The 24,855-nt window shown below is 65.8% G+C and carries 31 protein-coding genes; 20 read left to right on the plus strand and 11 right to left on the minus strand.

The genetic code is table 11. From position 1 onward, the window contains the following. Positions 1-110: 110 nt before the first annotated feature. Entirely contained in the window at positions 111-674 is a 564-nt protein-coding gene (locus ACN4E0_RS01540) for a PilZ domain-containing protein (protein WP_419564804.1), read from the minus strand. A gap of 177 nt (positions 675-851) precedes the next feature. Beyond that, positions 852-1,691 (minus strand): flagellin, encoded by an 840-nt coding sequence (locus tag ACN4E0_RS01545; RefSeq protein ID WP_419564806.1) that lies wholly within the window; start codon positions 1,689-1,691, stop codon positions 852-854. A gap of 221 nt (positions 1,692-1,912) precedes the next feature. Here ACN4E0_RS01545 and ACN4E0_RS01550 point away from each other — a divergent pair, with 221 nt between their 5' ends. From ACN4E0_RS01550 to ACN4E0_RS01635, 18 genes are all read left to right on the plus strand, one after another. Beyond that, positions 1,913-3,166 carry a sigma-54 interaction domain-containing protein gene (locus tag ACN4E0_RS01550; protein WP_419564808.1) on the plus strand — a complete coding sequence of 418 codons (1,254 nt, stop codon included), beginning with the start codon at positions 1,913-1,915 and terminating at the stop codon, positions 3,164-3,166. Then, on the plus strand, positions 3,163-3,525 hold the full coding sequence (gene fliE / locus ACN4E0_RS01555) for a flagellar hook-basal body complex protein FliE (protein ID WP_419564810.1): 363 nt from the start codon (positions 3,163-3,165) through the stop codon (positions 3,523-3,525). The genes ACN4E0_RS01550 and fliE overlap by 4 nt, the downstream gene beginning before the upstream one ends. Before the next feature lie 3 nt (positions 3,526-3,528). Then, positions 3,529-5,151, plus strand: a complete 1,623-nt coding sequence (gene fliF / locus ACN4E0_RS01560; protein WP_419564812.1) for a flagellar basal-body MS-ring/collar protein FliF — start codon at positions 3,529-3,531, stop codon at positions 5,149-5,151. Beyond that, positions 5,148-6,167 (plus strand): flagellar motor switch protein FliG, encoded by a 1,020-nt coding sequence (gene fliG / locus ACN4E0_RS01565; RefSeq protein WP_419564814.1) that lies wholly within the window; start codon positions 5,148-5,150, stop codon positions 6,165-6,167. The genes fliF and fliG overlap by 4 nt, the downstream gene beginning before the upstream one ends. Beyond that, on the plus strand, positions 6,160-6,738 hold the full coding sequence (locus ACN4E0_RS01570) for a FliH/SctL family protein (RefSeq protein WP_419564816.1): 579 nt from the start codon (positions 6,160-6,162) through the stop codon (positions 6,736-6,738). Before fliG ends, ACN4E0_RS01570 begins: the two co-directional genes overlap by 8 nt. Beyond that, on the plus strand, positions 6,726-8,057 hold the full coding sequence (locus ACN4E0_RS01575; RefSeq protein WP_419564818.1) for a FliI/YscN family ATPase: 1,332 nt from the start codon (positions 6,726-6,728) through the stop codon (positions 8,055-8,057). Before ACN4E0_RS01570 ends, ACN4E0_RS01575 begins: the two co-directional genes overlap by 13 nt. Continuing rightward, positions 8,047-8,433: a hypothetical protein gene (locus tag ACN4E0_RS01580; RefSeq protein ID WP_419564820.1), complete on the plus strand. Its 387-nt coding sequence runs from the start codon at positions 8,047-8,049 to the stop codon at positions 8,431-8,433. Before ACN4E0_RS01575 ends, ACN4E0_RS01580 begins: the two co-directional genes overlap by 11 nt. 61 nt (positions 8,434-8,494) lie before the next feature. Continuing rightward, positions 8,495-10,069 carry a hypothetical protein gene (locus ACN4E0_RS01585; protein ID WP_419564822.1) on the plus strand — a complete coding sequence of 525 codons (1,575 nt, stop codon included), beginning with the start codon at positions 8,495-8,497 and terminating at the stop codon, positions 10,067-10,069. A gap of 33 nt (positions 10,070-10,102) precedes the next feature. Further along, positions 10,103-10,693, plus strand: coding sequence for a flagellar basal body-associated FliL family protein (locus ACN4E0_RS01590; protein WP_419564824.1), 591 nt, complete (start codon positions 10,103-10,105; stop codon positions 10,691-10,693). Beyond that, entirely contained in the window at positions 10,690-11,586 is an 897-nt protein-coding gene (locus ACN4E0_RS01595) for a FliM/FliN family flagellar motor C-terminal domain-containing protein (RefSeq protein ID WP_419564826.1), read from the plus strand. The genes ACN4E0_RS01590 and ACN4E0_RS01595 overlap by 4 nt, the downstream gene beginning before the upstream one ends. Positions 11,587-11,591: 5 nt before the next feature. Continuing rightward, positions 11,592-11,915: a flagellar motor switch protein FliN gene (gene fliN / locus ACN4E0_RS01600; protein ID WP_247714854.1), complete on the plus strand. Its 324-nt coding sequence runs from the start codon at positions 11,592-11,594 to the stop codon at positions 11,913-11,915. After that, on the plus strand, positions 11,915-12,196 hold the full coding sequence (locus ACN4E0_RS01605) for a flagellar biosynthetic protein FliO (protein ID WP_419564828.1): 282 nt from the start codon (positions 11,915-11,917) through the stop codon (positions 12,194-12,196). The genes fliN and ACN4E0_RS01605 overlap by 1 nt, the downstream gene beginning before the upstream one ends. Further along, positions 12,193-12,960, plus strand: coding sequence for a flagellar type III secretion system pore protein FliP (fliP, locus tag ACN4E0_RS01610; protein WP_419564830.1), 768 nt, complete (start codon positions 12,193-12,195; stop codon positions 12,958-12,960). The genes ACN4E0_RS01605 and fliP overlap by 4 nt, the downstream gene beginning before the upstream one ends. A 4-nt stretch (positions 12,961-12,964) precedes the next feature. Further along, positions 12,965-13,237, plus strand: a complete 273-nt coding sequence (locus ACN4E0_RS01615) for a flagellar biosynthetic protein FliQ (protein WP_419564833.1) — start codon at positions 12,965-12,967, stop codon at positions 13,235-13,237. Positions 13,238-13,247: 10 nt separating this feature from the next. Beyond that, positions 13,248-14,033 carry a flagellar biosynthetic protein FliR gene (locus ACN4E0_RS01620; protein ID WP_419564835.1) on the plus strand — a complete coding sequence of 262 codons (786 nt, stop codon included), beginning with the start codon at positions 13,248-13,250 and terminating at the stop codon, positions 14,031-14,033. Further along, on the plus strand, positions 14,030-15,190 hold the full coding sequence (locus ACN4E0_RS01625; RefSeq protein ID WP_419564838.1) for an EscU/YscU/HrcU family type III secretion system export apparatus switch protein: 1,161 nt from the start codon (positions 14,030-14,032) through the stop codon (positions 15,188-15,190). Before ACN4E0_RS01620 ends, ACN4E0_RS01625 begins: the two co-directional genes overlap by 4 nt. Next, positions 15,187-16,605 (plus strand): flagellar filament capping protein FliD, encoded by a 1,419-nt coding sequence (gene fliD, locus ACN4E0_RS01630; protein ID WP_419564840.1) that lies wholly within the window; start codon positions 15,187-15,189, stop codon positions 16,603-16,605. The genes ACN4E0_RS01625 and fliD overlap by 4 nt, the downstream gene beginning before the upstream one ends. A gap of 1 nt (position 16,606) precedes the next feature. Further along, positions 16,607-16,999, plus strand: coding sequence for a flagellar protein FliS (locus tag ACN4E0_RS01635; protein WP_419564842.1), 393 nt, complete (start codon positions 16,607-16,609; stop codon positions 16,997-16,999). Positions 17,000-17,270: 271 nt separating this feature from the next. Here the strand turns inward: ACN4E0_RS01635 and ACN4E0_RS01640 are convergent, their stop codons facing one another. The 9 genes from ACN4E0_RS01640 to ACN4E0_RS01680 all read right to left on the minus strand — a co-directional run bounded on the left by ACN4E0_RS01640 (position 17,271) and on the right by ACN4E0_RS01680 (position 23,904). Continuing rightward, positions 17,271-17,675, minus strand: coding sequence for a hypothetical protein (locus ACN4E0_RS01640; RefSeq protein WP_419564844.1), 405 nt, complete (start codon positions 17,673-17,675; stop codon positions 17,271-17,273). 137 nt (positions 17,676-17,812) lie between these two features. Further along, the gene (locus ACN4E0_RS01645) at positions 17,813-18,538 is read right to left on the minus strand and encodes a sigma-70 family RNA polymerase sigma factor (RefSeq protein WP_419564847.1); all 726 of its coding nucleotides are present in this window, start codon (positions 18,536-18,538) and stop codon (positions 17,813-17,815) included. Next, complete coding sequence (locus tag ACN4E0_RS01650) at positions 18,535-20,637, minus strand: flagellar biosynthesis protein FlhA (RefSeq protein WP_419564849.1); 2,103 nt, start codon at positions 20,635-20,637, stop codon at positions 18,535-18,537. Before ACN4E0_RS01650 ends, ACN4E0_RS01645 begins: the two co-directional genes overlap by 4 nt. Then, positions 20,634-21,488 (minus strand): transglycosylase SLT domain-containing protein, encoded by an 855-nt coding sequence (locus ACN4E0_RS01655; RefSeq protein ID WP_419564851.1) that lies wholly within the window; start codon positions 21,486-21,488, stop codon positions 20,634-20,636. Before ACN4E0_RS01655 ends, ACN4E0_RS01650 begins: the two co-directional genes overlap by 4 nt. 76 nt (positions 21,489-21,564) lie before the next feature. Continuing rightward, entirely contained in the window at positions 21,565-21,900 is a 336-nt protein-coding gene (locus ACN4E0_RS01660; protein ID WP_419564852.1) for a hypothetical protein, read from the minus strand. After that, the gene (locus ACN4E0_RS01665; protein ID WP_419564854.1) at positions 21,897-22,145 is read right to left on the minus strand and encodes a flagellar biosynthesis anti-sigma factor FlgM; all 249 of its coding nucleotides are present in this window, start codon (positions 22,143-22,145) and stop codon (positions 21,897-21,899) included. The genes ACN4E0_RS01660 and ACN4E0_RS01665 overlap by 4 nt, the downstream gene beginning before the upstream one ends. A gap of 119 nt (positions 22,146-22,264) precedes the next feature. Next, a complete protein-coding gene (locus ACN4E0_RS01670) occupies positions 22,265-22,777 on the minus strand; it encodes a flagella basal body P-ring formation protein FlgA (protein WP_419564857.1) in 513 nt (170 codons plus the stop codon). Between the two features lie 51 nt (positions 22,778-22,828). Then, positions 22,829-23,251 (minus strand): hypothetical protein, encoded by a 423-nt coding sequence (locus tag ACN4E0_RS01675; protein WP_419564859.1) that lies wholly within the window; start codon positions 23,249-23,251, stop codon positions 22,829-22,831. Continuing rightward, on the minus strand, positions 23,248-23,904 hold the full coding sequence (locus tag ACN4E0_RS01680; protein WP_419564862.1) for a MotA/TolQ/ExbB proton channel family protein: 657 nt from the start codon (positions 23,902-23,904) through the stop codon (positions 23,248-23,250). Before ACN4E0_RS01680 ends, ACN4E0_RS01675 begins: the two co-directional genes overlap by 4 nt. A gap of 183 nt (positions 23,905-24,087) precedes the next feature. On the opposite strand from ACN4E0_RS01680, the gene flgB reads away from it, so the two are divergent. Both flgB and flgC read left to right on the plus strand, forming a co-directional pair. After that, a complete protein-coding gene (gene flgB / locus ACN4E0_RS01685; RefSeq protein WP_419564864.1) occupies positions 24,088-24,435 on the plus strand; it encodes a flagellar basal body rod protein FlgB in 348 nt (115 codons plus the stop codon). 2 nt (positions 24,436-24,437) lie between these two features. Then, positions 24,438-24,839: a flagellar basal body rod protein FlgC gene (gene flgC / locus ACN4E0_RS01690; RefSeq protein ID WP_221600908.1), complete on the plus strand. Its 402-nt coding sequence runs from the start codon at positions 24,438-24,440 to the stop codon at positions 24,837-24,839. Positions 24,840-24,855 lie beyond the last annotated feature (16 nt).

A 24,855-nucleotide genomic window follows, 5' to 3' on the forward strand; every position in this document is an offset into this window, starting at 1 on the left:
AAGGTGAACGGAGAGATGGCCGGCGATCGCAACGCCAGGTCCTGCCTATCGCGACCCACGGTACGGATCGCCGGACGCTCGCCATCTTCGCCCAGCGCGTCGACGCGGGATCAGGGCATCTGCCCGGCGAGCTTGCGGAGCGTCTGGGCCGCGATGTCCAGCGTCTGGAGCTTGGTCATGAAGCGCGCGACGACGGCCGGATCGTCGGCCAGCTCGTCGGACAGCGCCTCCATGGCCGCAGCCGTATGGATGATGTCCTCGCGGCTCAATTCGGTCGAGAACAGCGGGGCCGCGACCTTGGCCACGGGGGCTGCGACCAGTTCGGCCCTGGCCATCTTGATCGCCACGTCGACTTCTGACTGGGTGCGCCGGCCCGACGGTAGCCACAGACCGACGTCGGCGGGGTGGTGAAAGCGGATACCCGCCTTGCCGTCACCCTTCCAGACGACCGTCGCATCGAGCGAGATCTCGCCGCGATGGAGAAGGCAGGCCGTGCCCGGAGTCGGGAGATGTGCAGCCTCGACCAGTGCGCCGCCGCTCGACATGTTGCGGACCTTGGCCGTTTCGCGCGAGGTGTTGGTCACCAGTGCGGCCATGACGAACATGTTGGTTCGCGGCTCCGAACGGGCGCAATCGGGAAAGGCTTCCGGTGTATCGTACGCTGTTGTGAACATGTCGAATTCCAATAGCCTGCATGCCCGATCTTCGGCAAGATTGCCTCATCGCCCGGCTAGGTAAATGTACGAGGTAGGCCCGCCCGTTGCGGCGCGCGCCGACCGGGGCCCGAACGAGTGAGGCCCGCCGCTCTTGCGAGCGACGGGCCATCTTCTCGTTGCTAGGCTTGTGGAGGCTTAGCGGAGCAGCGAGAGGACGTTCTGCTGGCTCTGGTTGGCCTGCGCCAGCATCGCACCCGAAGCCTGGCTCAGGATCTGGGCCTTGGCGAGGGCGGTCGTTTCAGCCGAATAGTCGGTGTCTTCGATCCGCGAACGCGCGTCGGTCAGGTTGGTGATGTTGTTGGCGAGGTTGTTGACAGCCGATTCGAGCTGGTTCTGCGATGCACCGAGGCTGGCGCGCGAGGTCGAGATGGTCTTGATCGCATCGTCGAACACGGCGAGTTCGCTGCCGTCGCCGGCCAGCGCCGTCACGTCGACCGCAGCAGCGGCGGTGATGGTGGCGTCGGCCGTGAGGTCGGTCGACAGGTCGATGGTGACGGTGTCCGAAGCATTCGCACCGGCCTGCACCGTGACCGAACCGTCGCCAGCCGGGCCTGCGGTGCCGTCGAACAGCTTCTGGCCGTTGAATTCACTGTTGGTCAGGACGCTGCTGATCTGCGTGTTCAGTGCGGTCATTTCCGACTGCAGGTTGGCGAGGTCGTCGGCCGAGTAGGTGCCGTTCGAAGCCTGGACGGTCAGTTCACGCTGGCGCTGCAGCATGTTGGTGACTTCGTTGAGCGCGCCTTCAGCGGTCTGCGCCATCGAAATGCCGTCGTTGGCGTTGCGGATGCCCTGGTTCATGCCCTTGACCTGCGAGGTCATGGAGGTGGCGATGGCGAGGCCGGCTGCATCGTCCTTGGCGGAGTTGATGCGCTTGCCGGTCGACAGGCGTTCCATCGCGGTGCCGAGCGCTTTGCCGGCGACGTTCGATGCGTTCGACGCCTTCATGGCGCTGATATTGGTGTTGATGACGTTCATGGCTCAGTTCCCTTTGGTCTACGATCACTGCCCCCCGGTCAGGATGCGGCAGCCGAGAACCAGACCGGCAGAAATGTTCCGGGATTAAGTGGGTCGCCGAAAGTTCGCTGCCGGCCCGTTAACCAACCTCGTAAATCTACCAACCCTAAAATTATCCAATCTTTGGACGTGGGGGTGGCATTTCCGGGTCTGTCGATAAGACTTGCCATGTGGGGGCACAAATGGACGGGATTACAAAGACTGCGAATTTTTCGCGTGCACACGGGACCATCGAGGCCCGGTTGGCGGGAATCGCGTCGTCTCTGTTTATGGAACGGCCGGTCACGCTGGCTGACGGAAGCGATATCGCGGCGAACCGCGACGCGCGTACCATCACTCTCGCGCGGGGCGATGAGCCGGCGATCGTGCCGAGCGGCACTGGCGGAACGCTGATCTATAGCGACCCGATTGCCGAAAGCAGCATCGCCGCGCTGGTCGCGCTGACCTATGCCGGCCAGGGTCCGGTTGCCGCCGATCCCGCGTCGCTCTCGATCATTGCACTGGCCGACCGTCTCGCACGGACCGACATTCCCGTGCTGATCAACGGCCCGACGGGTACCGGCAAGGAAGTCCTCTCCAATTTCATCCATCGTCGCAGCGAGCGTGCGGACAAGCCCTTCATCGCGGTGAACTGCGCCGCGATCCCCGAAACCATGCTCGAAGCCATGCTGTTCGGTCATGAGAAGGGCTCGTTTACCGGCGCCAATGCCGCGGGCGAAGGTTTCTTCCGCGCCGCCCACGGCGGAACGCTGCTGCTCGACGAAATCGCCGAGATGCCGCTTTCGCTGCAGGCGAAGCTGCTGCGCGCGCTGCAGGAAGGCGAGGTCGTGCCGATCGGTGCGACCCGCCCGGTCAAGGTCGACGTCCGCATCATCGCTTGCGCCAACCGCGACCTTCCGCATGAAGTGGCCGAGGGCCGTTTCCGCGCCGACCTCTATTATCGCCTCAACGTCTTCCCGATCGAAATGCTGGCGCTGCGCGAGCGTCGCGCGGACATCGCGCCGCTGGCCTTCGCCATGCTGCTGCGCCACGCAGCGAAGGGCGCCAACGTGCCGTGGATCAGCGATGCCGCGATGGCCGAACTGATCGACTACGCCTGGCCCGGCAACGTCCGCGAGCTGGAAAACGTCATGCGCCGCGCGCTGCTGCTCTCGCAGGGCAAGAGCGTGATCGAGGCCGAACACATCATCTTCGACATGACCGCCCGCGCGGTCGAGAAACCTGCCGAAGTCGTGCAGATCGGTGAAAGCAAGGGGCCCGCCAAGCTGTCGAAGATCGTCCAGATCTCCGAAGCGCGTGCGATCATGGAAGCGCTCGACGCCGTCGGCGGCCACCGTGCCAACGCGGCCCGTGCGCTGGGGATCAGCGAGCGCACGCTGCGCTATCGACTGGCATCTTTCCGTGAAGCCGGTATTGCCGTGGGAGCGGGCCGATGAACCCCGTAGGCGGCATCGGGGGCGGCGGTTCGATCGAACAGATCATCGCCCTGCGCCAGCAGATCATCGATCGCTCCAAGGTCCTCCAGGAGCTTCATCAGCCCAAGCCGGCTGCGCCGACGGAAGCGACGACGACCGCGCCGAACTTCGGCGATTCGCTGCGAACGGCGCTCGACAACGTCAACTCGGTCCAGGCCGAATCCGGTCGTATCACCGCCGCCTACGAACGCGGCGAGGAAACCGATATCGCCAAGGTGATGCTTGCCCGGCAGGAAGCCGGGGTCGCCTTCGAAGCCACACTTCAGGTCCGCAACAAGCTGCTTGCTGCGTATCAAGAGACCATGCGGATGGGGGTCTAATCCATGAGCGGTCTGGTTCCTGCCAATAGCGCCCCGCAGGGGGTGCTGGCCCCGCTCACGAGCGGGTCGGGTTCGTTCGGCCAGCGGCTGAGTGCGTTCGTCGTACAGCCGCCGGTCAAGAAGGTCTTACCCTGGTTTGCCGGTACGGCCGGTCTCGGCCTGCTGGCCCTGACCTGGGCGACGCTGTCCCCGGCACCGCAGCGTACTCTCTATTCCTCGCTCGGTGATGCGGAGCGCGCTAGCGTCGCCGCGACGCTCGACCAGGCGGGCATCGATTATGCGATCGACAACAACACCGGCACACTGACCGTGGGCGAGGACGATGTCTATCGCGCCCGAATGCTGGTGGCGTCCGACGGCTCGCTGGCGGCTCCCGAAAGCGGAACCGACCTGATCGAGAACCTTCCGATGGGGGCGAGCCGGACGCTCGAAGGTGACCGCCTGCGCGCCGCGCAGGAGCGCGAGCTGATGCTGACGATCATGGAGATCGACGGCGTCGAAGCCGTCCGGGTCCATATCGCCAAGGCCGAACGCTCGGTCTTCGTGCGCGAGAACATCGCGCCGACGGCATCGATCATGGTGCGCATGGCGCGTGGCCGCCAGCTGAGCGATGGCCAGGTCATGGCGATCGCCAACCTCGTCGCCGGTTCGGTGCCGGGACTGGGGATCGACGCGGTCAAGGTCGTCGACCAGCACGGCAAGCTGCTCACGCAGGAGCGCGATCCCAAGAGCGGCCTCATCGACCTGCAGGCGCAGATGGAAGCCAAGCTCAACGCCCAGGTCGACCATCTTCTCGCGCCCATGTTCGGGACCGATGCCTTTACCGCCCAGGTGCAGGTCGAGCTCGACATGAATGAAGTGACCTCGGCACGGGAAAGCTACGACAAGGACGGCACCGTCCGCCGCGAGACGACCCAGCAGTCGCAGACCAGTACCGCACCGGTTGGCGGAATTCCCGGCGTGCTGGCCAATACGCCTCCGGCCGATCCGACGGCGCGGCCAGGCGCACCGCAGGATACAGAGAATGCGTCGGCGAACGGCGGGGCGGGCGAAAGCAGCGCAACGCGCGTCTACGAACTGGGCCGCGAGGTTTCGGTCTCGAACCTCTCGCCCGGATCGATCAAATATCTTTCGGTCGCGGTCGCGATCGACCAGGCAGCGCTCGCCAAGGCCAGCGCCGCCGACATCACCAAGGTCAAGGAACTCGTATCCGCAGCCGTCGGCGCGCGCGCCGATCGCGGCGATCAGGTGACCGTGGTGATGCGCGCGTTCGAGAAGGTCGAGGCCGAAGGCGTGCCCTTCTACGAAACCAGCTGGTTCGGCATGGCCGTCCGCAACGGTGTGGCGATCCTCGGCGTGCTGCTGGTGCTGCTGCTTGCGGTGCGCCCGGCGGTCAATGCCCTGCGCAACGGGCTGAAAGGTGCCAGTCGCGCGGATATGCAGGGGGACGGGGGAACACCCGCGCTCGGCGGTCCGTCCTACGGCGCCGTATCGCCCTATGACCGAGAGGCGCTCGACGGGCAGATCGAACTGGCCCAGCGCATCGCGCGCGAAAATCCCGACGACGCCGTGCTGGCCTTGCGCCGCCTGCTCGCCGAAGACGCCCATCAGGGAGCATCGGCATGACCGCGCCCGCCAGCCAGCTGCTCGGCGGCACCGACAAGGCGGCCATCATGGTCATGCTGCTGGCCGAAGAGGATGCCTCGCGCATCCTTGGCCAGCTGACGCCCGACGAATTGCGCCAGCTCGCAGGCACCATGTGCAGCATCGGCGATGTCCAGCCGCATGCGATCGCCGATGCGATTGCCGGCTTTTCGCGTTCGACCCAGCAGAACGGGCTTTCCGGTCACGGCCGGGTCGACAGCGTGCGCAAGATTCTCAGCGGCGCAGTGGGCGAGGTCAAGACCGAGAACCTGATGCGTCAGGTCGCGCCCGAGCATGAAGAGGCGAACCTGCCCGCACTGGGGCTGCTGCGCTGGCTCGATCCCAAGATCATCGGCGAAATCCTTGCCGACGAGCATCCGCAGGCGATTGCCGTCCTGCTGCTGCAGCTCGATACCGATGTCGCCGCGGCCGCGCTGGCGGCGCTGCCCGAGGATCTGCACACGCCGGTCCTGCACCGGGTCGCCCGTCTGGGCCCCGTTTCGCGCCAGGCGATCGAGATCCTCGAGCACACGCTCAATGCCAAGATCGAGAAATTACACGGGACGATCCCTCTGACCATGGGTGGGATCAAGCATGCGGCGGATATCATCAACCGTTCGCATCGCAGCCTCGAGAAGCGCGTGATGCCGACGATCAACAAGATCGACAAGAAGCTCGCCAAGGAACTCGAGAACGAGATGTTCAAGTTCGAGCATCTCTTCGCGCTCGATACGAAGATGACCGGGGTGCTGCTGCGCGAAGTCGAAAGCGATACGCTCATCCTCGCGCTCAAGGGCATCGAGGAAGATCAGCGCGACCAGTTCTTCGACGCGATGTCTTCGCGTGCCGCCGATGGCCTGCGCGACGAGATCGAGATGCGCGGCAGGGTCAAGAAGGCCGATGTCGAAACCGCGCAGAAGGAAGTCGTTGCGATTGCCAAGCGCCTGATCGCGCAGGGCGACCTGATCATGGGCGAGGGCGACGAAGACTATGTCTAGAGTCGCCTACTCTGCATTGGGGCGGCGTGGGAGTTTCTCGCGCAACAGCCGCTTCACCACGCCCGAAGCTCCCTCGGCACCGCCTGCGGAAATCGAGGACGCGGCCGAAAAGGCTTACAGGGCCGGCTATGAAGACGGGCAGATTTCGGCACGCGCCGATTTCGACGCGCAGCTGAAGGCGGAACGGGCTGCGCGCGCGGCTATCGAACTGGCCTTTGCGCGTTTCGATGCCGAAAGCGAACGCAATCTGCGCGACGGCCTGCTCGCCACGGTGCATGCGCTGTGCGAGGAGGCTCTGCTGCCGCTCGCGCTCGACGCCGAAGGGCTTGCCCGACGGGTCGATGCGGCCGCCGCGATGCTCAAGCGCAAGCACGATCGCCGCATCATCCATATCCATCCCGACGATCTCGAACTGGTTCGCGACAGTGTCGCCGCCGATCTCGAACTGGTGCCCGATGGCAGCGTCGAACGGGGCGGCTTGCGCGTCGAAACCGAGGACGGCGGCGTCGAGGACGGCCCGCAGCAGTGGCACCGCGCGCTCGCGGAAATCTTCGACACATGCAGGACCTGATCGACAGGACGCTGGCGGGATTCGCGTCGGCCTCGCTCGATCTGGCGCCGCGCCGCTTCGGTCGCGTGGTTGCCTGCGATGGCGGCTTGATCGAGGTCTCCGGCCTCGGGGTGCCGATCGGCACGATCTGCGGCATCGCCCAGGGCGCGTCGACGGAACACCGTGCGGAGACCATCGGCTTCCGCAACGGCCATACGATGATGATGATGCTCGGCGACACCGTGCTGTTGCGACCCGGCGCTATCGTCCGCCCCGAAGGGCGCCCCGGCATGCTGCATGTCGGCTCCGAATTCCTCGGCCGCGCGGTCGACGGTTCGGGCGAACCGATCGACGGGCGAGGGCCGATAGGGGCGACCACAAGCTGGCCTGCAGGCGGCTACCGCGTCGGCGCACTCGACCGTTCGCGGGTCACCCAGGTCTTCGACAGCGGCATTCGCTCGCTCAACGCGCTCACGACTTTCGGCATCGGCCAGCGTATCGGCATCATGGCCGGTTCGGGTGTCGGCAAGTCGGTGCTGATGGACATGATCGTCGACGGGGCCCAGGCCGATGCCGTCGTCGTCGGATTGATCGGCGAACGGGCGCGCGAAGTGTCCGATTTCGTCACCCGCCACATGGCGGGCGAACGCGCCGCCAATACCGCGATCGTCGCCGTGCCCGCCGACCACGCCGCCAATCTGCGTCTGCGCGGGGCGATGCTCGCGACCTCGATTGCCGAGCATCTGCGTTCGCAGGGCAAGCGCGTCCTGCTGATCCTCGACAGCCTCACCCGCGTGGCCCATGCGGCGCGCGAGATCGGTATCCTTCTGGGGGAGCCGGGCGCCGCGCGCGGCTATCCGCCCTCGGCGCTGGCGACTATTACCAAGCTGATCGAGAGGGCGGGCAATTCACAGGAATCGGGCGGCGCCATTACCGGCATCTACACCGTGCTCGCCGATGGCGACGACCAGAACGATCCCGTGGTCGACACGGCTCGCGCAATCCTCGACGGGCATATCGTGCTGTCGCGAGAGATCGCCCAGCGCGGCCAGTATCCGGCCGTAGACGTGGGGGCCTCGCTCAGCCGCGTGATGAACGACATCGTCCCGCCCGAATGCGCCGCCACGGCGCGCCGGTTCCGGGCGCTGAGCGCGATCTACGAGGCCAATCGCGATCTGGTCATGATGGGCGCCTATCGCCAGGGCGCCGATCCGCTGCTCGACGAGGCGATCGCGCTGCACCCGCGCATGTCCGCGTTCCTTTCTCAGGGCTGGGCCGAACGCATCGATGTCGCCACTGCCTTCGCCCAGATGACCGAGCTGGTCGGCAATGGCGCCTGAGCGCAAGAAGCTCAAACGCGCCCAGCTGATCCAGCGGATCAGGACGGTCGAGCGGATGCAATCGGCGGTCGCGGCCAGCGAGGCCGAGGCCAACCGCATGCGCCTTTCCGGCGTGGCCGAACGGACGCGCAGCCTTGCTGCCCATTATGCCCGCCGGGACGACGATCTCGTCGGCGCCGACCTGCGCAGCGGCAAGGCGATGCAAGATCAATTGCAGAAGCTCTCCGAGCTGAGCGAACGACAGGCGCAGGAGGCCGAACTGCAGTCGCAGGCGCGGCGTGAAGACTTCGCTCAATCGGACCTGCGCCTCCGCAAGGCGGAGGAAGGGACGCGCGACCTCGTTCGCACCATCGTCGCGGGCTTGGGAAAGGCTTGACCCGGAACGCGTTTTGGCACGCTTCTTGATAGTAAGTCCGCAAACAACAAGCGGACTTGCCATGACTTTTTCACTCGCTCTGCCGAAATCGCTGGATAGCCTCCTTCCCGTCGCCGCATTCGAGGGCGAGAACGGTCGGAAATCCGCGACTTCGCAGGGTGGTGACGGCTTTGCCGAGCTGCTCAATCAGTTGGCGTCCGTTATCCCTCCCGCGCGCGGAGAGGGAGCCGCCGGAGACAAGGCAGCGATCGACCGGCAAGCCGGTGATTTGCCGACCGGCAATTCCTTGCCGGTTGCCGACCCTGGGCTGCCGCTCATGCTGCCGGAAATGCCGGACTCCGATGAAGCGGACGAAGCGTCTCCTGTCTCCGGCATCGTACCCTTCATGGCGTCGCCGATCGCCGCGCCGGTGCTGGCGCTCAAAGCACCCGCCGGAGGCGTTTCGGCAAGCCGCACCAGTGTCGACCCGATGCCCGCAACCGATCTCCCCAAGATCGCCATGCCTGCCGCGCTTGCACCCGGCAAGGCAGCCGAACTGCCGATCGGCGCCCAGGCTGCGAGCGAACCGAAGAGCAAGAGGCTCGAGGTGCGCATCGCTGCCGCCGGGGACCCCAGCACGCCGAAGGCCCCGGCGATGACCGCGGAGGCGGTAGGCGGCAAGGCCAGGATGGAGCTTCCCGTGTCGGATACCCCCGCTGCGGCGGCGGGCAAGTCGCAAGACCCTTCCGCCATCGGCGAGGCTCTCGCACGCCCCGATGGGGCGCGTCCGATCCGCACGGTTGGCGAACTCCGCAAGGACCTGTCGGGCGATCGCACTACAGCCGCGTCGGCCAAGCCGCTCGCCGAGGGTGAGGCGGTGATCGCGGCCAAGCTGGCGACGGGCGAAGCCGATGCTGCGCCCAAGGCCGAGCGCGTGCCCACTGCACGGGCGGCCACTACCTCGATGGAGGACAATTCGCGTCCCGCCACGCATGGCGCACGGGTCGAGCGAGCCGGAGAACTGGCGGCGGCTTCCGACCGCGAGGGCAAGCTTAAGCCCGCCGGTTCGGAAACTGCCGAAAGCGTATCGCGCATGGCATCACCGCTCGATGGAGCGAAGAGCCCGATCCACGCCGCAGGGCGGATCGACGACGGAACGACCGTCGCGGGTGCGGTTCCCACGACGGCGCGGCCGGTCGTCAACGACCAGTTCGCCCAGGTCGAACGCATCGTCGACCAGATCATGGCCGCGCGCCACGTCGATTTCGCCAAGGCGGCGACGATCGCCGTCGCGCACAAGGACTTCGGTGACCTGACGGTCACGTTTGATTCCTCGAACGACGGCATGAACGTCCGCATCGCCGCCGAAGACAGCGAATCCCATCGCGCGCTCGCGGCGGCGATGGCGCAGGATCGCGGGCCGGTTCGCCAGCAGGAGACGGTCAGCCAAGCGCACCCCGCTTCGACCCAGACCGCCCAGGCGGGTGCGGAACGTGGGGCGAATTCGGGCCAGACGGGTACCGGCTTCGGCCAGGGCGGGGCGACCGGCGAGCAGCGCCAGCAGCAGGGCGAGCAGCGCGGCCGCGCCAGCGCTCAGTCGAACACCGCTCCCCAGCACGGCAAGCCCTCGTCGTCCGACGATGCGCTCTACGCCTAAGCGATAATTTCAAGGTCCAGCCAGGATAATACGATGTCGAACGAAGAACCCACTACCGAACCCCAGCCGACGAAGAAGAAAGGCGGCAAGCTCAAGCTGCTGCTCCTTTCCCTTGTTCTTCTCGGCGCCGGCGGCGGCGGCACCTATGCGGCATTCGCCAGCGGTATGCTGGGCGCGCACAGCACCCAGAAGGAAGACAAGAACCCCAAGCTTGTCCGCAAGGGCGAGGAAGATCCCTATCCCGTGGGCGGCGAGGAAAAGGAAGGCCAAGGGACACCGATGGTTCACGGTGGCGGCGGCGGCGAGTATCGCACCGCCTATTACGACTTCACCGACGAGTTCACCTCGAACCTCGCCGATGGTGCCGCGCTGGTCCAGGTCAGCCTTGCCGCCTCGACCCATTACGACGGTCGCGTGCTGATGTGGCTCGACGAGCATGAAACCGCCATTCGCTCGCGCATTCTCGCCGAACTCGCGGCGACGAGCGAAGCCGACCTCGCCAGCATCAAGGGCAAGGAAGAGCTGCAGAAGCGCCTGACCAAGGCGATCAACCAGACGCTCGAGGAGCGCGAGGGCTTCGGCGGCGTCGACAACGTCTACTTCCGGTCGTTCATCGTCCAATGATCTCTTCGTCCCTCCCCGAACCCAGCGGCCGGGCAGCACGTCACTGCGACGAACTGCTGAGCCGTGCGGCGACACCGCCCGATCTCGACCTCGAGTTCGCGCGCTTCGCCCGTGGCTTTGCCGACCAGGCCCGCACGCAGCTGTCGGCACTGTGTGACGATCGCGGTCTCCTGACCGAAATCGTCGAGACCGAACTGCTGCCGGTCAGCGACTGGTACGCCAAGGTCGGCACGGCGAACCGCCACAGCTATTATTCCATGGGTCAGGAAAGTCGCGGCATTCTGGTGTCCGTGCGGATCGGGGAACTGGTCGCGCAGTTCGAGCGCATCCTCGGCGGTACGGGCGAAGTCGACGAAGGTTGCACCGTCCTGCCGGCATCGGCCAAGCGCTTCGCCCAGCAGTTCGAGGATCGCATGGCCGAGGCCCTGCGCCGCACGAGCGATCGGCGCGAGATCGCGACGAGTGCCAATGGTGAAGAGGTCGAGCAGGTCGCACCCTTCGCTGCCGGCGATCGCGTGTGGACCATCACGCTCGAAGTCAGCAGCATCAAGGCTGCGTGCTCCTGGACGGTCCGCCTTGCGGTCTGCCGTCCGATGATTGCCGAAATCGTCGGTACGCGCGCGGTTTCCCCCGCGACGGGCCGCACCATCGGCGCACGCGGTCTCGACGGTTCGGCGATCGCCGATGTCGACCTGCCGCTGCGCGCGGTGCTGGTCGACGTGCCGATGTCGATCGCGCAGCTCGCCAGCCTCGCACCGGGATCGGTCATCCCCGTCGCGGTGAACCGCAACGTTCCGCTTTTGACCGGCAATCTCACTCTTGCGCATGGTTGCGTCGGCGAACTCGACGACCGCGTCGCTCTCGAACTCACCCAGACTTTCCTTTCGGAGTAATACCAATGGCTTCGCATGCAGACGGCTTCGGCCTCATCCAGGACATCGATGTCCGCCTCACCGTCGAGCTCGGACGCAAGTCGATGCGCCTGCGCGATGTTCTCGCGCTCGGCGAATCGAGCGTCATCGAGCTCGACCGGCTGACCGACGAACCGCTCGACATGTTCGTCAACGGCAAGCTGATCGCGCGTGGCGAGGTGATCGCCCAAGGCAGTCGCTTCGCCATCCGCGTCCTCGAGATCGTCGGTGCCACCTCGAGCGACGCATCGCTCGATCGCCGCGCGCCGCCGCTCACCGTGTCCTCGACCGGCGCAGGTGAGCTCGCCTGATGTTCTGGTACGTTCTCAAACTGCTGATCCTGCTGCCGCTGATCGGCGCGATGATCTGGGGCAGCCTCAAGCTGGCCAAGAAGATGCAGGGTCAGTTCGGCGCCCCGGCAGGTGGCAGCAAGGCGGTGCGAATCGTCGAGACGACGATGCTGTCGCCCACCCTGCGCCTTGCCGTGATCGAATTCCACGGTCGCGAAATCCTCGTTTCGACCTCGCGCAACGGCCTTACGCGGCTGGCCGAGGCTCCCGCGCGCCCGCAGATCGAGGAACCCGTCCAGTGATCGCACGCCTGACCAAGCTTGCGGCCACGCTGGCCGCGCTGACCTATCCCGCCCTGGCCGCCGCACAGACCGGCGATGCCGCGGTCTCGGGCGCGCTCGACCGCGCCTTTGGCCAGATGGCGGGCGCCGGTGGCGAGCCGTTGAGCCTGTCGCTCCAGCTGCTGCTGGTGATGGGCCTGCTGACCATCCTGCCCGCATTGCTGCTGATGATGACCAGCTTCACCCGTATCATCGTGGTGCTCGCGATCCTACGCCAGGCCCTGGGGCTGCAACAGTCGCCGCCAAACCAGGTGCTGATCGGGATCAGCCTGTTCCTCTCGCTCTTCATCATGGCGCCGACGCTGGAGAAGGTGAACGAAACCGCCATCGCGCCCTATTCGGCGGGAACGATCGGGGCCGAAGTCGCGATCGAACGCGCCGGCGACCAGTTCCATGGCTTCATGATCCGCCAGACGCGCGAATACGATCTCGAAATGTTCGCCGACATCGCCAAGGCAGGCAAGTTCGCCAGCCCGCAGGACGTGCCTTTCTCGATCCTGCTGCCGGCCTTCGTCACCAGCGAGCTGAAGACCGCCTTCCAGATCGGCTTCATGCTGTTCCTGCCGTTCCTGGTCATCGACCTGGTCGTCTCCAGCGTGCTGATGAGTCTCGGCATGATGATGATGAGCCCGATGATCGTCTCGCTCCCCTTCAAGCTGCTGCTGTTCGTCCTGGTGGACGGCTGGGCGCTGCTGATGGGTTCGCTCGCCTCAAGCTTCGGATAATCTCATGGACGAAAGCGCCATCCTTCTTTCCATGGCCGACCGCATGCTGTGGATCGCCGCGCTGGTCGCGGCGCCGATCCTCATCGCCAGTCTCGCCATCGGCCTCGTCGTCGGCCTCGTGCAGGCAGCAACCTCGGTCAACGAACAGACGCTGACCTTCGTCCCCAAGCTGGCGGCAGTGGCCTTCGTGCTGGTCATCCTCGGCGCATCGATGATGGCGCTGGTGGTCGACTTCTCGCAGGACATCTTCGCCGAGATTGCGCGGATCGGCCACTGAGGGACGCGCGGTGAACGGGCTCGATCTCGGTTTCGGTGCGCTGGAGCAGGACATGTGGCGGGTCGTCTTCCTGATGACCCGGCTCGGTGCCGCGCTGCTCGCCGCGCCTTTCTTCGGGGCGACCGCCGTGCCCATGTCAGTGCGCGTGTCGATCACCGGCGCGCTGGCGATCTTCGTGTCGATCTGGATGCCGGCGATCCAGACGCCGGACGCGCTGCTTTCGCTGGCCGGGCTCCTCGCCGTCGCCGGCGAAGTGCTCGTTGGGCTCGCGCTCGGCTTCGTGCTGCAGCTGGCCTTTGCCGCGCCGACCGTGGCCGCCGAAGTCATCGGCGGGGGCATGGGCATGAGCATGGCCGTCTCGCAGGACGCCATGGGGGGAGGGACCACGACGTCCTTCGGCCAGTATTTCGTGATCGTCCTGACGCTGATCTTCCTCGCCACCGGCGCGCATCTCCACTGGATCGCGCTGGTCACCGAAAGCTACCGCGCCTTCCCGCCGGGCCAGACCTGGCTCGGCGCGGAGCGGCTGGCCGAGATCGTCGGCTTCGGCAGTTTCATGTTCGAAACGGCGGTGCGGATCGCCCTGCCGGTGACCGTCATCCTGCTGCTGGTGCAGGTGCTGACCGGGATCCTCAGCCGTTCGGCGCCTTCGCTCAACCTCTTCGCGCTCGGCCTGCCGGCGGGCGTCCTGGCGGGCATGGCCGCGCTGATCATTTCCGCCCCGCTGATCTACGACCAGTTCGCGGGGATCGTTGGCGTGGCGCTCGACCAGAGCGAAAGCGTGCTGGCACGATGAGCGAGGACGCCGGTGAAAAGAACTTCGCGCCAACCGAAAAGCGGATGGCCGATGCCGCCAAGAAGGGCGACGTCCTCCGCTCGAAGGATGCTGGGACGGCCGCGGTCATGCTGTTCGGCGGAGCATGGCTGGCCTTCGCCGGGCCGTGGTTGCTCGAGGGCCTGGCAAATCTGACGCGCGAAGCCTTCCGCTTCGATACGCGCGACATTCGCGATTTCGGGGTCGACGACCTGCTGATGCAGGGTCTGCTACTGGGGGTCCCCGCAATCCTCACGCTTGCCGTGCCGGTGATCATCGTCACGCTGGTCACCCAGCTGGGTTTCGGGCGCGGCCGCTGGGTGGCCGAGAATCTCAAGGCCAAGGGCCAGCGCATCAACCCGCTGTCGGGTCTCAAGCGCATGTTCGGTCCGCAGGGGCTGGTCGAAATGGGCAAGGGCCTGCTCAAGGTCACTTTGCTCGGCAGCATTGCCCTGGTCTGGTGGTGGAACAGTATGGAGACCATCGTCGGGCTCGGCCGGGGCAACCTCTCGGCCCAGCTAACCGCTGCCTGGCACGCCATCATCTCGCTGATCTTCGCCCTGGCCGCCGGGCTCGTGATCATCGCCTTCGTCGATTTCCCGATCCAGTGGCTGCGGCAGCAGAAGCGGCTGAAGATGAGCCATCAGGAAATGCGCGACGAGAACAAGGAAAGCGAGGGCTCGCCCGAGATGAAGGCCGCGCGGCGCCAGCGGCAGCGCGATATCGCCACCGGATCGGTCGCCGGCGCGATGCGCGAGGCGCAGTTCGTCGTCACCAACCCGACCCATTTCGCCGTCGCCATGACTTACGACCCGGCCAAGGCCTCGGCGCCGATCGTCCTTGCCAAGGGGCGCGGCGACAAGGCCATGGCGATGAAGGAGCTGGCACGCGAGAACGACCTGCCGATGCTCGAGATCCCGCAGCTCGCGCGTTCGCTCTACTACACGACGCGCGAACGGCAGGTGATCTGCGAAGATCTCTACGGTGCCGTCGCCGCGGTGCTCGCCTACGTCTTCTCGCTCAAGCGCGGCGAAACCCCGCCGTTGCCCAGCGTCCAGGTGCCCGCTGCACTTCAGTTCGACGTCGATGGGCGCTTGCCGGTTAATCCTGCGGCGTCCGGGCCGTTATCAGAGCGATGAGTATTTCCGCCTCCTCGATCGCCACTTCGCTGGGCATTGGCAGCGGCGTGGACATGACCGGCATTGCCGAGCAGCTCGCCGAGGCGCAGTTCGCCGGGCGCAACGAGCGCCTGACTGCCAAGTCGGAAACGCTCGAGCGGCGCATCTCGCTCGCCGGTTCGATCCGCAGCACCTTCGCGGCCTTCGCCAGCGCAATGGGAGACCGCCTGCGCACGGGCGACCTCGCGCCGTTGCCCTCGATAAGCAATGCGACGGTTGCCGCCGTGAGCTCTCCTCTGGGCTCGGTCGGGAAGGGCAGCTACACGCTCGAGATTTCCAAGCTGGCGAGCAACCAGGTTCTGAGCGGCCCCACCTATGCCAGCGCTTCCGACACGGTCGGTGCCGGCACGCTGACCATCCGCTTCGGCGAATCCACCAATTCCGGCTTTACCGAGGACACCGGTCATGCGGCGCTCAGCATCGACATCCCGGCAGGGGCAACGCTGAGCGACGTTGCCACGGCCATCAACGCCAAGAACGCGGGGCTCAGTGCCTATGTCGCGCAGACGGGAAGCGGTGCCCAGCTGGTGGTGAAGGGGGCCGAAGGGCTCCAGAACGGCTTCGTCATCGAGGCGGTCGAGGATGGCGCGAATCCCGGGCTCTCGGCGCTCGCTTGGCAGGCCGGCGACGATCCCGCGCGGCTGGTCAAGACGTCCGCCGATGCCGAATATTCGCTCGACGGCATTGCCCGCACCAGCGCGTCGAACAAGATCGACAAGGTCGTCCCCGGCCTTTCGCTGAACCTTACCGGGACCAATGTCGGCGCGCCCGCGACGATTACCTTCGGCAACCCCGGCAGCGCGATCGCCAGCGTCATGCAGGACATCACCGGCGCGCTCAACGAGATCATCGGCGAACTGCGCAGTGCCATCGACCCGATGACCGGCGATCTCGCGAGAGACAGCGGCGCCCGTTCGCTCAGCCGCAAGCTCTCCGGACTGGGGTCGATGGTGATCATGCCCAATGCGGCTCCTGGCGCACCACGGACGCTGGCCGAACTCGGCCTCGCCATCGGGCGCGACGGCAGTTTCAGTTTCGACGCCGCCAAGCTCACCGCCGTGATGGAGCGCGATCCCTCGGCCGTCGCGGCGATGTTCACCACTGGCCTCAACGGTGTGTATGCGACGATCGACAAGATGGCGCGTTCGAACAGTCTTTCGAGCGATCCGGGCTCGCTGGCCGGTTCGATCGCCCGTTACCAGACGCAGTCGCAGCAGGTGACGGAAGAGTTGGAAAAACTCGCCGAACAGCAGGAGACGCTGCGTGCCACCATGGTCGCCCGCTTCGCCAAGGCCGACAGCCAGGTTGCCGCATCGAAGTCGACCCTGTCCTTCCTCCAGTCCCAGATCGACATCTGGAACGCGCAGAAGAACTGACATGCTAGCCCGAGCCCGACCCGGCGAAGCCTACCGGGAAAGCAACTTCGATGTGCGCCTGAAGGCCAGCGGTCGCGACGATCTTGTGCTGATCTGCCTCGACGATCTCATCGAAAACCTGGGCGTGCTTCAGATCACCGAATCGCGGGGCGATCGCGCGTCGCGCAGCCGCACGCTGACGCGCTGCGTCACGGCGTTGACCGCATTGGAGATGGGCATCGACCGCGAGGCCGAACTGGCAACGAGCCTGATGCAGTTCTATGGTGCGGCGAAGGGCCTGTTGCTGGATTCGATCCGCGCCATCGACCTTCAGAAAATCACGCAATTGCGCGGTGACCTGCGCGAAATCGCCGCGGCATTCCGCGCCGCGAAACTCGCCGCCGCGGCGGCCTGATATTCCAGCACGGTTCTCCGAGACGGAGAGCGGCAAATTCGCCGGGAGGAGACGAATATCGCACGGCCTCCGGTGTTGCGACGTACGTGCTGTATTTGAAAAATAGACTTGGCGCGGTGCGAATGGCGCCAGCAGATCGCAACCTCTTCGGGGTTGCGAGAATGGCGAAGTTTCTCGTCCTTGACGATGACAATGTGCGCCGTGTTGCGATCGAGGGGCGAGGCCTGTGGCCAGCGCCCGCAACGCTGTCCGTTCGGGCCATGGATCGGCCTCAGACTTCGGGCGCGGCGCCGTCCTTCATGTGCGCGATCACGGCGACCAAGGCCGTTCCATAGGCGCCCAGCAAAGCGATCGCGGGATCGGCGGCGAAGAAGTTGCCTTCCTCGACTTCCTCGACGATTTTGACCAGGCCCGAGGACGATCCGATAGCAGATCGCGAAATGAGTATCCCGCACAGCGGCCCGATAAGTTCGATCGCAGCGGTGACGTGGGCCTCGACTTCAAGCAACTCAGCGACCCGCGCAGGCTCGGCGCGCGGAGTAATCAGGGGAGCGATGAATTCGGGCGCCTCTTCGAGAATCTGAGCCATCCCGAGAACGGCAGCGGAAGCCGTCTCGAACCCGTCGATCGAACATTCTTCGACGAAGGTCAGCAATCTGGATTCCCATGGAGACATTCAAATGCATCCCTAGCGCGCCTGTCCCAAGAGGGGCGGCGTAGCAATGTTACACGTCGCAATTCATCCATGCCATGCAGCAAGCCATGAATATCACCCGCCAATTTTTGACATTTCCGTGCCTGACTAAGTAATGTTCAGTCGTCTTCGCGTTCGACAATTGCAAGCTTGAGCTTCGAAAGGGCCGACGCTTTTAGCTGATGCACCCGCGGAACACTGACATCCAGCACCGCAGCGATTTCGGTCAGATTCAGTTCTTCGATGAAGTGAAGCTTGATGATGAGCTGAAGGCGCTCGGGAAGTTCGGCGATGGCCTGGGCAAGAGCAACCCGGTCGCCGGCTTCTAGCAGTTGTGCTTCCGGATCGGGCTCTGCCGATTCGAAGAGCGAATTGGAATCCGAATAGCAATCCTCGAGATCGACCATCCGGGTCGCGAGCTGCGTACGCATGTCGTGATACTCCTCGAGCGAGATTTCGAGCGCCCGCGCGATTTCCGCTGCCGAGGGATCGCGACCAAGCTTGCTCCGCAGCTCGTCGACTGCGGCATCGATCCGGCGCCGTTGCGACGCAGCGCCGCGCGCCTGCGGCGATTGTGAGCGCAGCAGGTCGATCATCGCCCCGCGCACACGCATCTTGGCGTAGGCGGCAAATCCGTCTTCACCGGGGCGATCGTGCTTCTGCGCACATTCGGTCAGGGCGATCATCCCGGCCTGCATCAGATCGTCGATATCGACCGAAGCGCCGCAGCTGCCCTCGTAATACCAGGCCAGCTTGCGAACCATCGGCAGGAACCGGCCTATGCGGTCGTTGATCTCGCTCGAATAGGCGCGTTGGGCGTTGAAATTGGAGTGGTCGTACTTCATGCCGCAAGGGCCTCCGTTTCATGGCCGAGTTGGGCGGGTTGTTCGTGCTGTTCGTCGCCGACGACCGCGATCACTTCGATCGGCTGCGCGGCGGGCAATTCGTTGATCGAGAGGACCAGGCACTGCGGGGCCCGCAGGCGCAGAAGTGCGGTCAGGGCGCGGCGCGCGCGCGGCTGCACGATCAGCGCGGGGCGCGCGGCGGCGGGGTCCCGCTGGGCGACGATGGCGCCGATCCGTTCACCGATCGAGCGGGCGAGATCGGGTTCGATCACGATCTCGCCCGAGGCCGGGTCCTGCAGCCCGCCGACGACCATTTCCTCGAGCCGCGCGGCCAGCGTGATGACCGGCAGTTTGGCGTCCGGCGGACAGGCCTCGGCGACGATCATCGCACCCAGGTCGGCGCGGACGAGGTCGATCAGGCGATCGTGTTCGGCGGTCTGCTGGGCGGCGAGCGAGATGCTCGAGAACACACGCAGCGAATGGCGCAGCGAGATTCCGTCGGCGAGCAGTGCCTTGAGCAGGCGAGTCACCGCCGCCAGCGTCAGCGGCTGGGGGGTGATCGTATCGATCAGCTGCGAATGGCGGCCGCGGAGGTAGTCTATCAGGTCGCGGACCTGGTCCGGGCCGAGCAGATCCTGCGCCCGTACGGCGAGCAGCTGGTGGATCTGGGTGGCAATGACGCTTTCGGGATCGACCGCGAGATAGCCCTCGGCAACCGCCAGGTCGCGCGTGCCCGGATCGATCCACAGCGCCGGACAGCCGAAGCTCGGGTCGATGGTCGCTTCACCGGGGATCGGCTGCGAATTCATCACCTCGCCGGTATCGATCGCCAGCAAGTGGTCGGGTTTGATCCTGCCGCCGCCGATCATCGCGCCGCCGAGCGTGATGCGATAGCTGTCGGGCTCGACCTCGAAGCTGTCCTCGATACGGAATTGCGGCACGATGAAGCCGAAGGTCTGGCACATCTGCTTGCGCAGCCCGGTAAGCCGCGTCACCAGCGTCGCGCCCCGCTTCTCGTCGGTCATGTGGATCAGGCCGTAGCCGAGCTGGATGGTGACCAGCGTTTGGTCGGTGACTTCCTCGATCGCGATCCTCGCGGGGTCGACGACCACCTCGGGCTCGGGCTGGGTCTCCGCCGCTACCTGCCGCTTGCGCAGCTGGTTCCACAGCCAGAAGGCCCCTCCGGCCAGGGGCAGGATGATCGATTGCGGCATCGCCGGGATGCAGCCGATCACGGTGAGGATGCAGCCGACCGGCAGCCAGATCTTGGGATCCGACAGCTGGCCGCCGATCTGCCCGGTGAGATCGCGGGCATCGGACACGCGCGTCACGATCACCGCGGCGGCGATCGACAGCAGCAGCGCCGGGACCGATGCGACCAGCGCGTCGCCGACGGCGAGGGTGATGTAGAACTGCGCCGCTTCGCCTGCCGAGAGGTCGTGGGTGGTGATGCCCAGCACGAGGCCGGCAATCACATTGATGCCCAGGATCAGCAGCGCGGCGACCGCATCGCCCTTCACGAACTTGCTGGCACCGTCCATCGAACCGTAGAAATCCGCCTCGGTGGCGATCTCGCGGCGGCGAGCCTTGGCCTCGTCGGCGGTCATCAGACCGGCGGCGAGGTCGGCGTCGATCGCCATCTGCTTGCCGGGCAGGGCATCGAGGGTGAAACGGGCGGAGACTTCGGACACGCGTCCGGCACCCTTGGTCACGACCATCAGGTTGATCACCATGAGGATCAGGAAGACGAAGATGCCGACGGCGAAATTGCCGCCGATCAGGAAAGCGCCGAAGGCCTCGATGACCTTGCCCGCCGCTTCACCGCCCTCGTGGCCGTTGAGCAGCACGATACGGGTCGAGGCGACATTGAGCGCGAGACGCAGCAGGGTCGCGAAGAGCAGCACGGACGGGAAGGAGGAGAAATCGAGCGGCTTCTTCGCATTCATCGCCGCCATCAGCACCGACACCGACAGCGCGATGTTGAGCACGAAGAAGACGTCGAGCAGCATGGCAGGGATCGGCACGACCATCAGGAGGATGATCGTCAGGATGCCGACCGGGAGTGCGAGGCCGGGATTGAGGATCTGGCGCGCGCTCACAGGCCGAATGCCTTGAACTTGCCATAGGCGGCGGCGATGTGGTCGTTAGCCCGGCTAGCGCCCGTGCTGCCATCGCCGAAGGTCGAGCGCAGCGTATCCGCCATCGAGGGGCGCGGTCCGCCCGCCGGAGGCAGCGAGGGCATGGCGAGATTACTGCGGCTGTGCGTCGTCTGGCGGAAGGCGGGACGCGCGGCCAATCCGGCGAAATCGTATTCGATGCGATTGCCGCCATCCGGCATCTGGCCGGTGCCGTAGGCCGAGGCGACCTTGTTGCGCATGAGCGACATGACTTCGCCGACCGAACGCGGCGAGCCGCCGTCATAGAAGATCGGCCGGTTGGCGCGGGCCGCCTGCGGCATGAGTGCGGCGGCAGACTGGCCGGGATTGCTGTCGAGCGCGCCGAGAAACTGCTGGGCGCCACCGAGGCCGAGGAAATGGGCGAGATAGAGTTCGGCCGGTTCGGGTTCGCGTCCCAGGCTCGTGCGCAGACCGTCGGCGTTCTCGCGGGTCAGCTCGGCGGCCATCAGCGAGGAGGTATCGGCGTCGTAGCGCAGGGCCAGCAGGTGATCGCGCGTGGCGCGGTCGGCGACGCGGCCATTGGACCCGATCGCCGCATCGGCCCAGTCCATGCCGTGCTTGGCGCCATGCCGGTCGAGCGTTCGCAGCCAGGTCGAGTCGATGAACTGGTAGAGGCCCGTCGCGCTTGACGTGCCTGCCTTGGCGTTGGGATCGAGGCCCGATTCAAGCCGGGCCTGTGCCAGCAGGTAATCGAAGTCGACTCCGGTCCGCTGCGCAGCGCGGGCGATGGCGCCCTGCACTTCGGCGGTCTGGATTGGACTGATGGTGGGCACGAAACCTCCGGGGATTGCTTTCCCGGTGGTTCAGCAAGGTCCGTGCCAAATTTACCCGTGCGACCGGACCAAGGGCTCAGGCGAGCGCGACGCTCATACCCTGGCGGGGCAGGGCGGAATAGGGCTGGCCGCTGCCGCTCAGCGCGCCGAGGCGGTTCTGCACATTCGTCGCGATGAGGTTGCGCAGGCGGCGGTTGATCTCGTTGAGGCGGCGGACCGCGTCGAGTACGCCGAGGCATTCCTCGTCGAGGCTGTCCTGTTCGACGGCCTCCAGCCTGGCGCACAGATCCATCTTGCCGGTGGTGCAAGTGACGATCCGCTCGAGGTCGAGAGCGGCAAGCGCCTGCCGCTCACCCTGCAAAAGTGCGAGCATCTGTTGCAGGGTCGCCAGCGTTTCCTGTTTCCGGCTCATTTCGCGATCTTTCCATAAAGGCCCGCAGCGATGATCGCGTCGGCGATCTCGAAGGGGATCAGCGGATAGGTATCGGATTCGATCGCCTTGCGGATCTCCGCCACGCGGTCGTTATCGACCGGGGCCTGCGAACCCGCCGAGAGGCGCGAGGTGGCAATGGGGGCGTCGGCCTGATGAGCTTCCGCCGCGGTCTTCTGTGAGGGCGAAATCTTTCCCGCTGCCGAAACGGCGGTGCTCGAACGCACTACCGCTCCCGAGAATTCCGGCAATCCGACAATTCGCATCGTTCCGCTCCATTGGCTGGTTGCTTCACAGAACGACGAAGTTTTTGCGAGTTTAACTCCCCGGCAATGAAATTTGCCGCCTACGGCAATTCGATGCCGACCTGGCCCGGGCGGATGACCATGGCGCGGATCGTTTCGGTGCGTTCGCCCGTGGCGCGCACCTTGATCCATTCGCCCTGCGCGCCGTCTTCCATGGCAGAACCCTGCCGGGTGAGCGTGAAGCCACCGCCGCGTACCTGGATGCTGACCGCTTCGCCGCGACGGACGAGCGTTTCACCATAGGCCTGCACCCCGTGGGAGGCACCGCCGCCGCCATTGTCGACGGCGACATAGATCCGCCAACCGGCACTGGGACAGGCGATCTGGACCGAGCGCTGGTCGCGCCCGAACCATTGCAGGTCGAGCGGGGACTGGCAGCTTGCGAGCCGCAGGCGACGGTCGACGGGCAGCTTGGCGCCGCCCGGCTGACCGATCTCGGCACCGGTGAAATCGGCGACGGCGCGATCGATCATCGACAGGTCCATCGGCGTGGCGGCTGCGGCAGCAGTCGCGAGCAGCGAAGCGGCAAGGGGTCCTAGAAAGAGATGGCGCATGGTCGATCCTGGCTCTGATTGGCGTAGTGCCCCCGGCGGGAGCCTCCACCGCTATCGAGCAAGGTTCGTGCCATCTTCGCTTTCGCGGAGGTAGTCGACTGCGATCACGATATCGTCGCGTGCATCGGGCGTCGCCACCAGTCGCGCAGCCACGCCGGCATTTTCGGCTTCCTCGAGCAGGCGCTCGCCTTCGGCAAGAGCGCGCGCGCGCTGTTCGCGCGTATAGCTGACGGTGACAGTGGCGACCTGCCGCTCGTCGGTGACGGTGGCGAGCAACCACTTGCTGACGCTTTCGCCCTGCGCGGGTCTGTGCAGGGCGAGCGCGGAGGAAGCGGCCGGGGCGGAAGCCTCGTTCTCGACCGCTACGGCTGGCGTCGGCTGCTCCTCGCGCACGGCCTGCGCGGTGATAAGGAACAGGATCAGCGCAAGGTCCGCCGTGGCGGTCTGCCAGCCCGAGGCGGCGCGAATGATCATGCCGCTTCCCTCTGGGGCAGGGGGGTGACGCTGCGGACACCGGTCTGGCGGATACCGTGGGCCAGCCATTCGAGCACTTCGTCGCGATCGCTCTCTTCCTGCCGCGACTTGCGCCCGATCGCACTTGCCAGCGGCGCGAAGAGGAAATTCGCGGCGACCAGCCCGTAGAGCGTGGTCACGACCGCCATGGCGATCGCCCCGACGAGCCCCGTGTCCGCGGAGGACGGCCCCTGTGCCTGGCCCAGCGCGATCAGCGTCCCGGCAAGCCCGAAGACCGGCGCGAGGTCGGCGGCGCATTCGAGCACGCGGGTCGCGGTCTGTGCGCGGGCGAGGCGCGCTTCCTTGAACTTGAGGTGTTCGCTGTGCAGCGACTGGATCGAACGCTGGCTGATGATCAGGTCGGAGAGGCTGTCGAATTCCTTGTCGCCGAAGCGGCGGACCTCGGCGCGGACGAAGCCGTCGTCGGCGATCGTGCGGATCTGCAGCGAAAGCTCGGCCTTGGCGCGGGTCGCGTGGAACGATCGCTCGAACAGGCCGCGCACGGCACCGAGGGCGGTTCGGCTGTCGGCTATGCCGCAGCGCATGGCGGTCGCCACTAGCGTGCCGACAAGGACGATGGCGATCGCGGCGGGGTCGAACCAGGTTTCCAGCATGGGGTAGCTACTCCTTGCGGACTAGAACGGCGGCGGCAGCGGCAGTTTTATCCGGCGGACGAACTTTGCCGCTATCCGGCAAAGCCTTGCCAGCCATTGCCGGTTTGACCCGTTTGAGGGCGGCAATTCGTTTTTGGCACGCCCCTTGCTGAACATCTTCCGTAATTTTTCGCGGAGGCTCACATGAGCGAAGGTTTGTTCGGCATTCACGGGGCGGCACTGGAAATCCGGTCGCAGCGCATGAGCGTGCTCGGCTCGAATATCGCCAATGCCGCCACGCCCGGCTACAAGGCGCGCGACGTCGATTTCGCCGCCGCGCTGCAGGCCCGCCTGGGTGGCGTCGACAGCGATCGCGCCAGCGAAGGCGCGATGCAGTACCGCATCCCGACCATGGCCAGCCTCGACGGCAACACCGTCGAAATGGCGACCGAGCAGACGGCCTTCGCCGAGAACGCCGTCGCCTATACGGCGACGCTCAACTTCCTGCGCGGACGGGTCGAGACCGTCACCCGCGCGATCCGGGGCGAATGACGATGGCGGGCCCGACCTTCTTCGAAATCGGTCATCGCGCCATGTCCGCCCAGCTTACGCGGATGAACACGGCAGCGTCGAATCTCGCCAATGCCGGCTCGGTCGCGGGCAGCGAGGAAGAGGCCTATCGCCCGATGCGCACCGTGTTCGAGCAGGAGCTCGACCGGGCCAGCGGCCTTTCGTCGGTCCGCGTCGGCGGAGTGGTGCGCGAGGATGTCGCGCCGATCCGCCGCCACGATCCGGGCCACCCGCTCGCCGACGAGAACGGCGATGTCTGGGAAGCCCCGGTCGATGAGAATTCCGAGATGGTCGAGATGCTCGAAGCCTCGCGCCAGTACCGCAACATGGTCGAAGCGATGTCGACCGCCAAGCAACTCATGCTCGAAACGATGAGGATGAAATGATCACTTCGACGACCAA

The organism is Qipengyuania sp. (assembly GCF_048550555.1).
Classification (GTDB): Bacteria; Pseudomonadota; Alphaproteobacteria; order Sphingomonadales; family Sphingomonadaceae; genus Qipengyuania.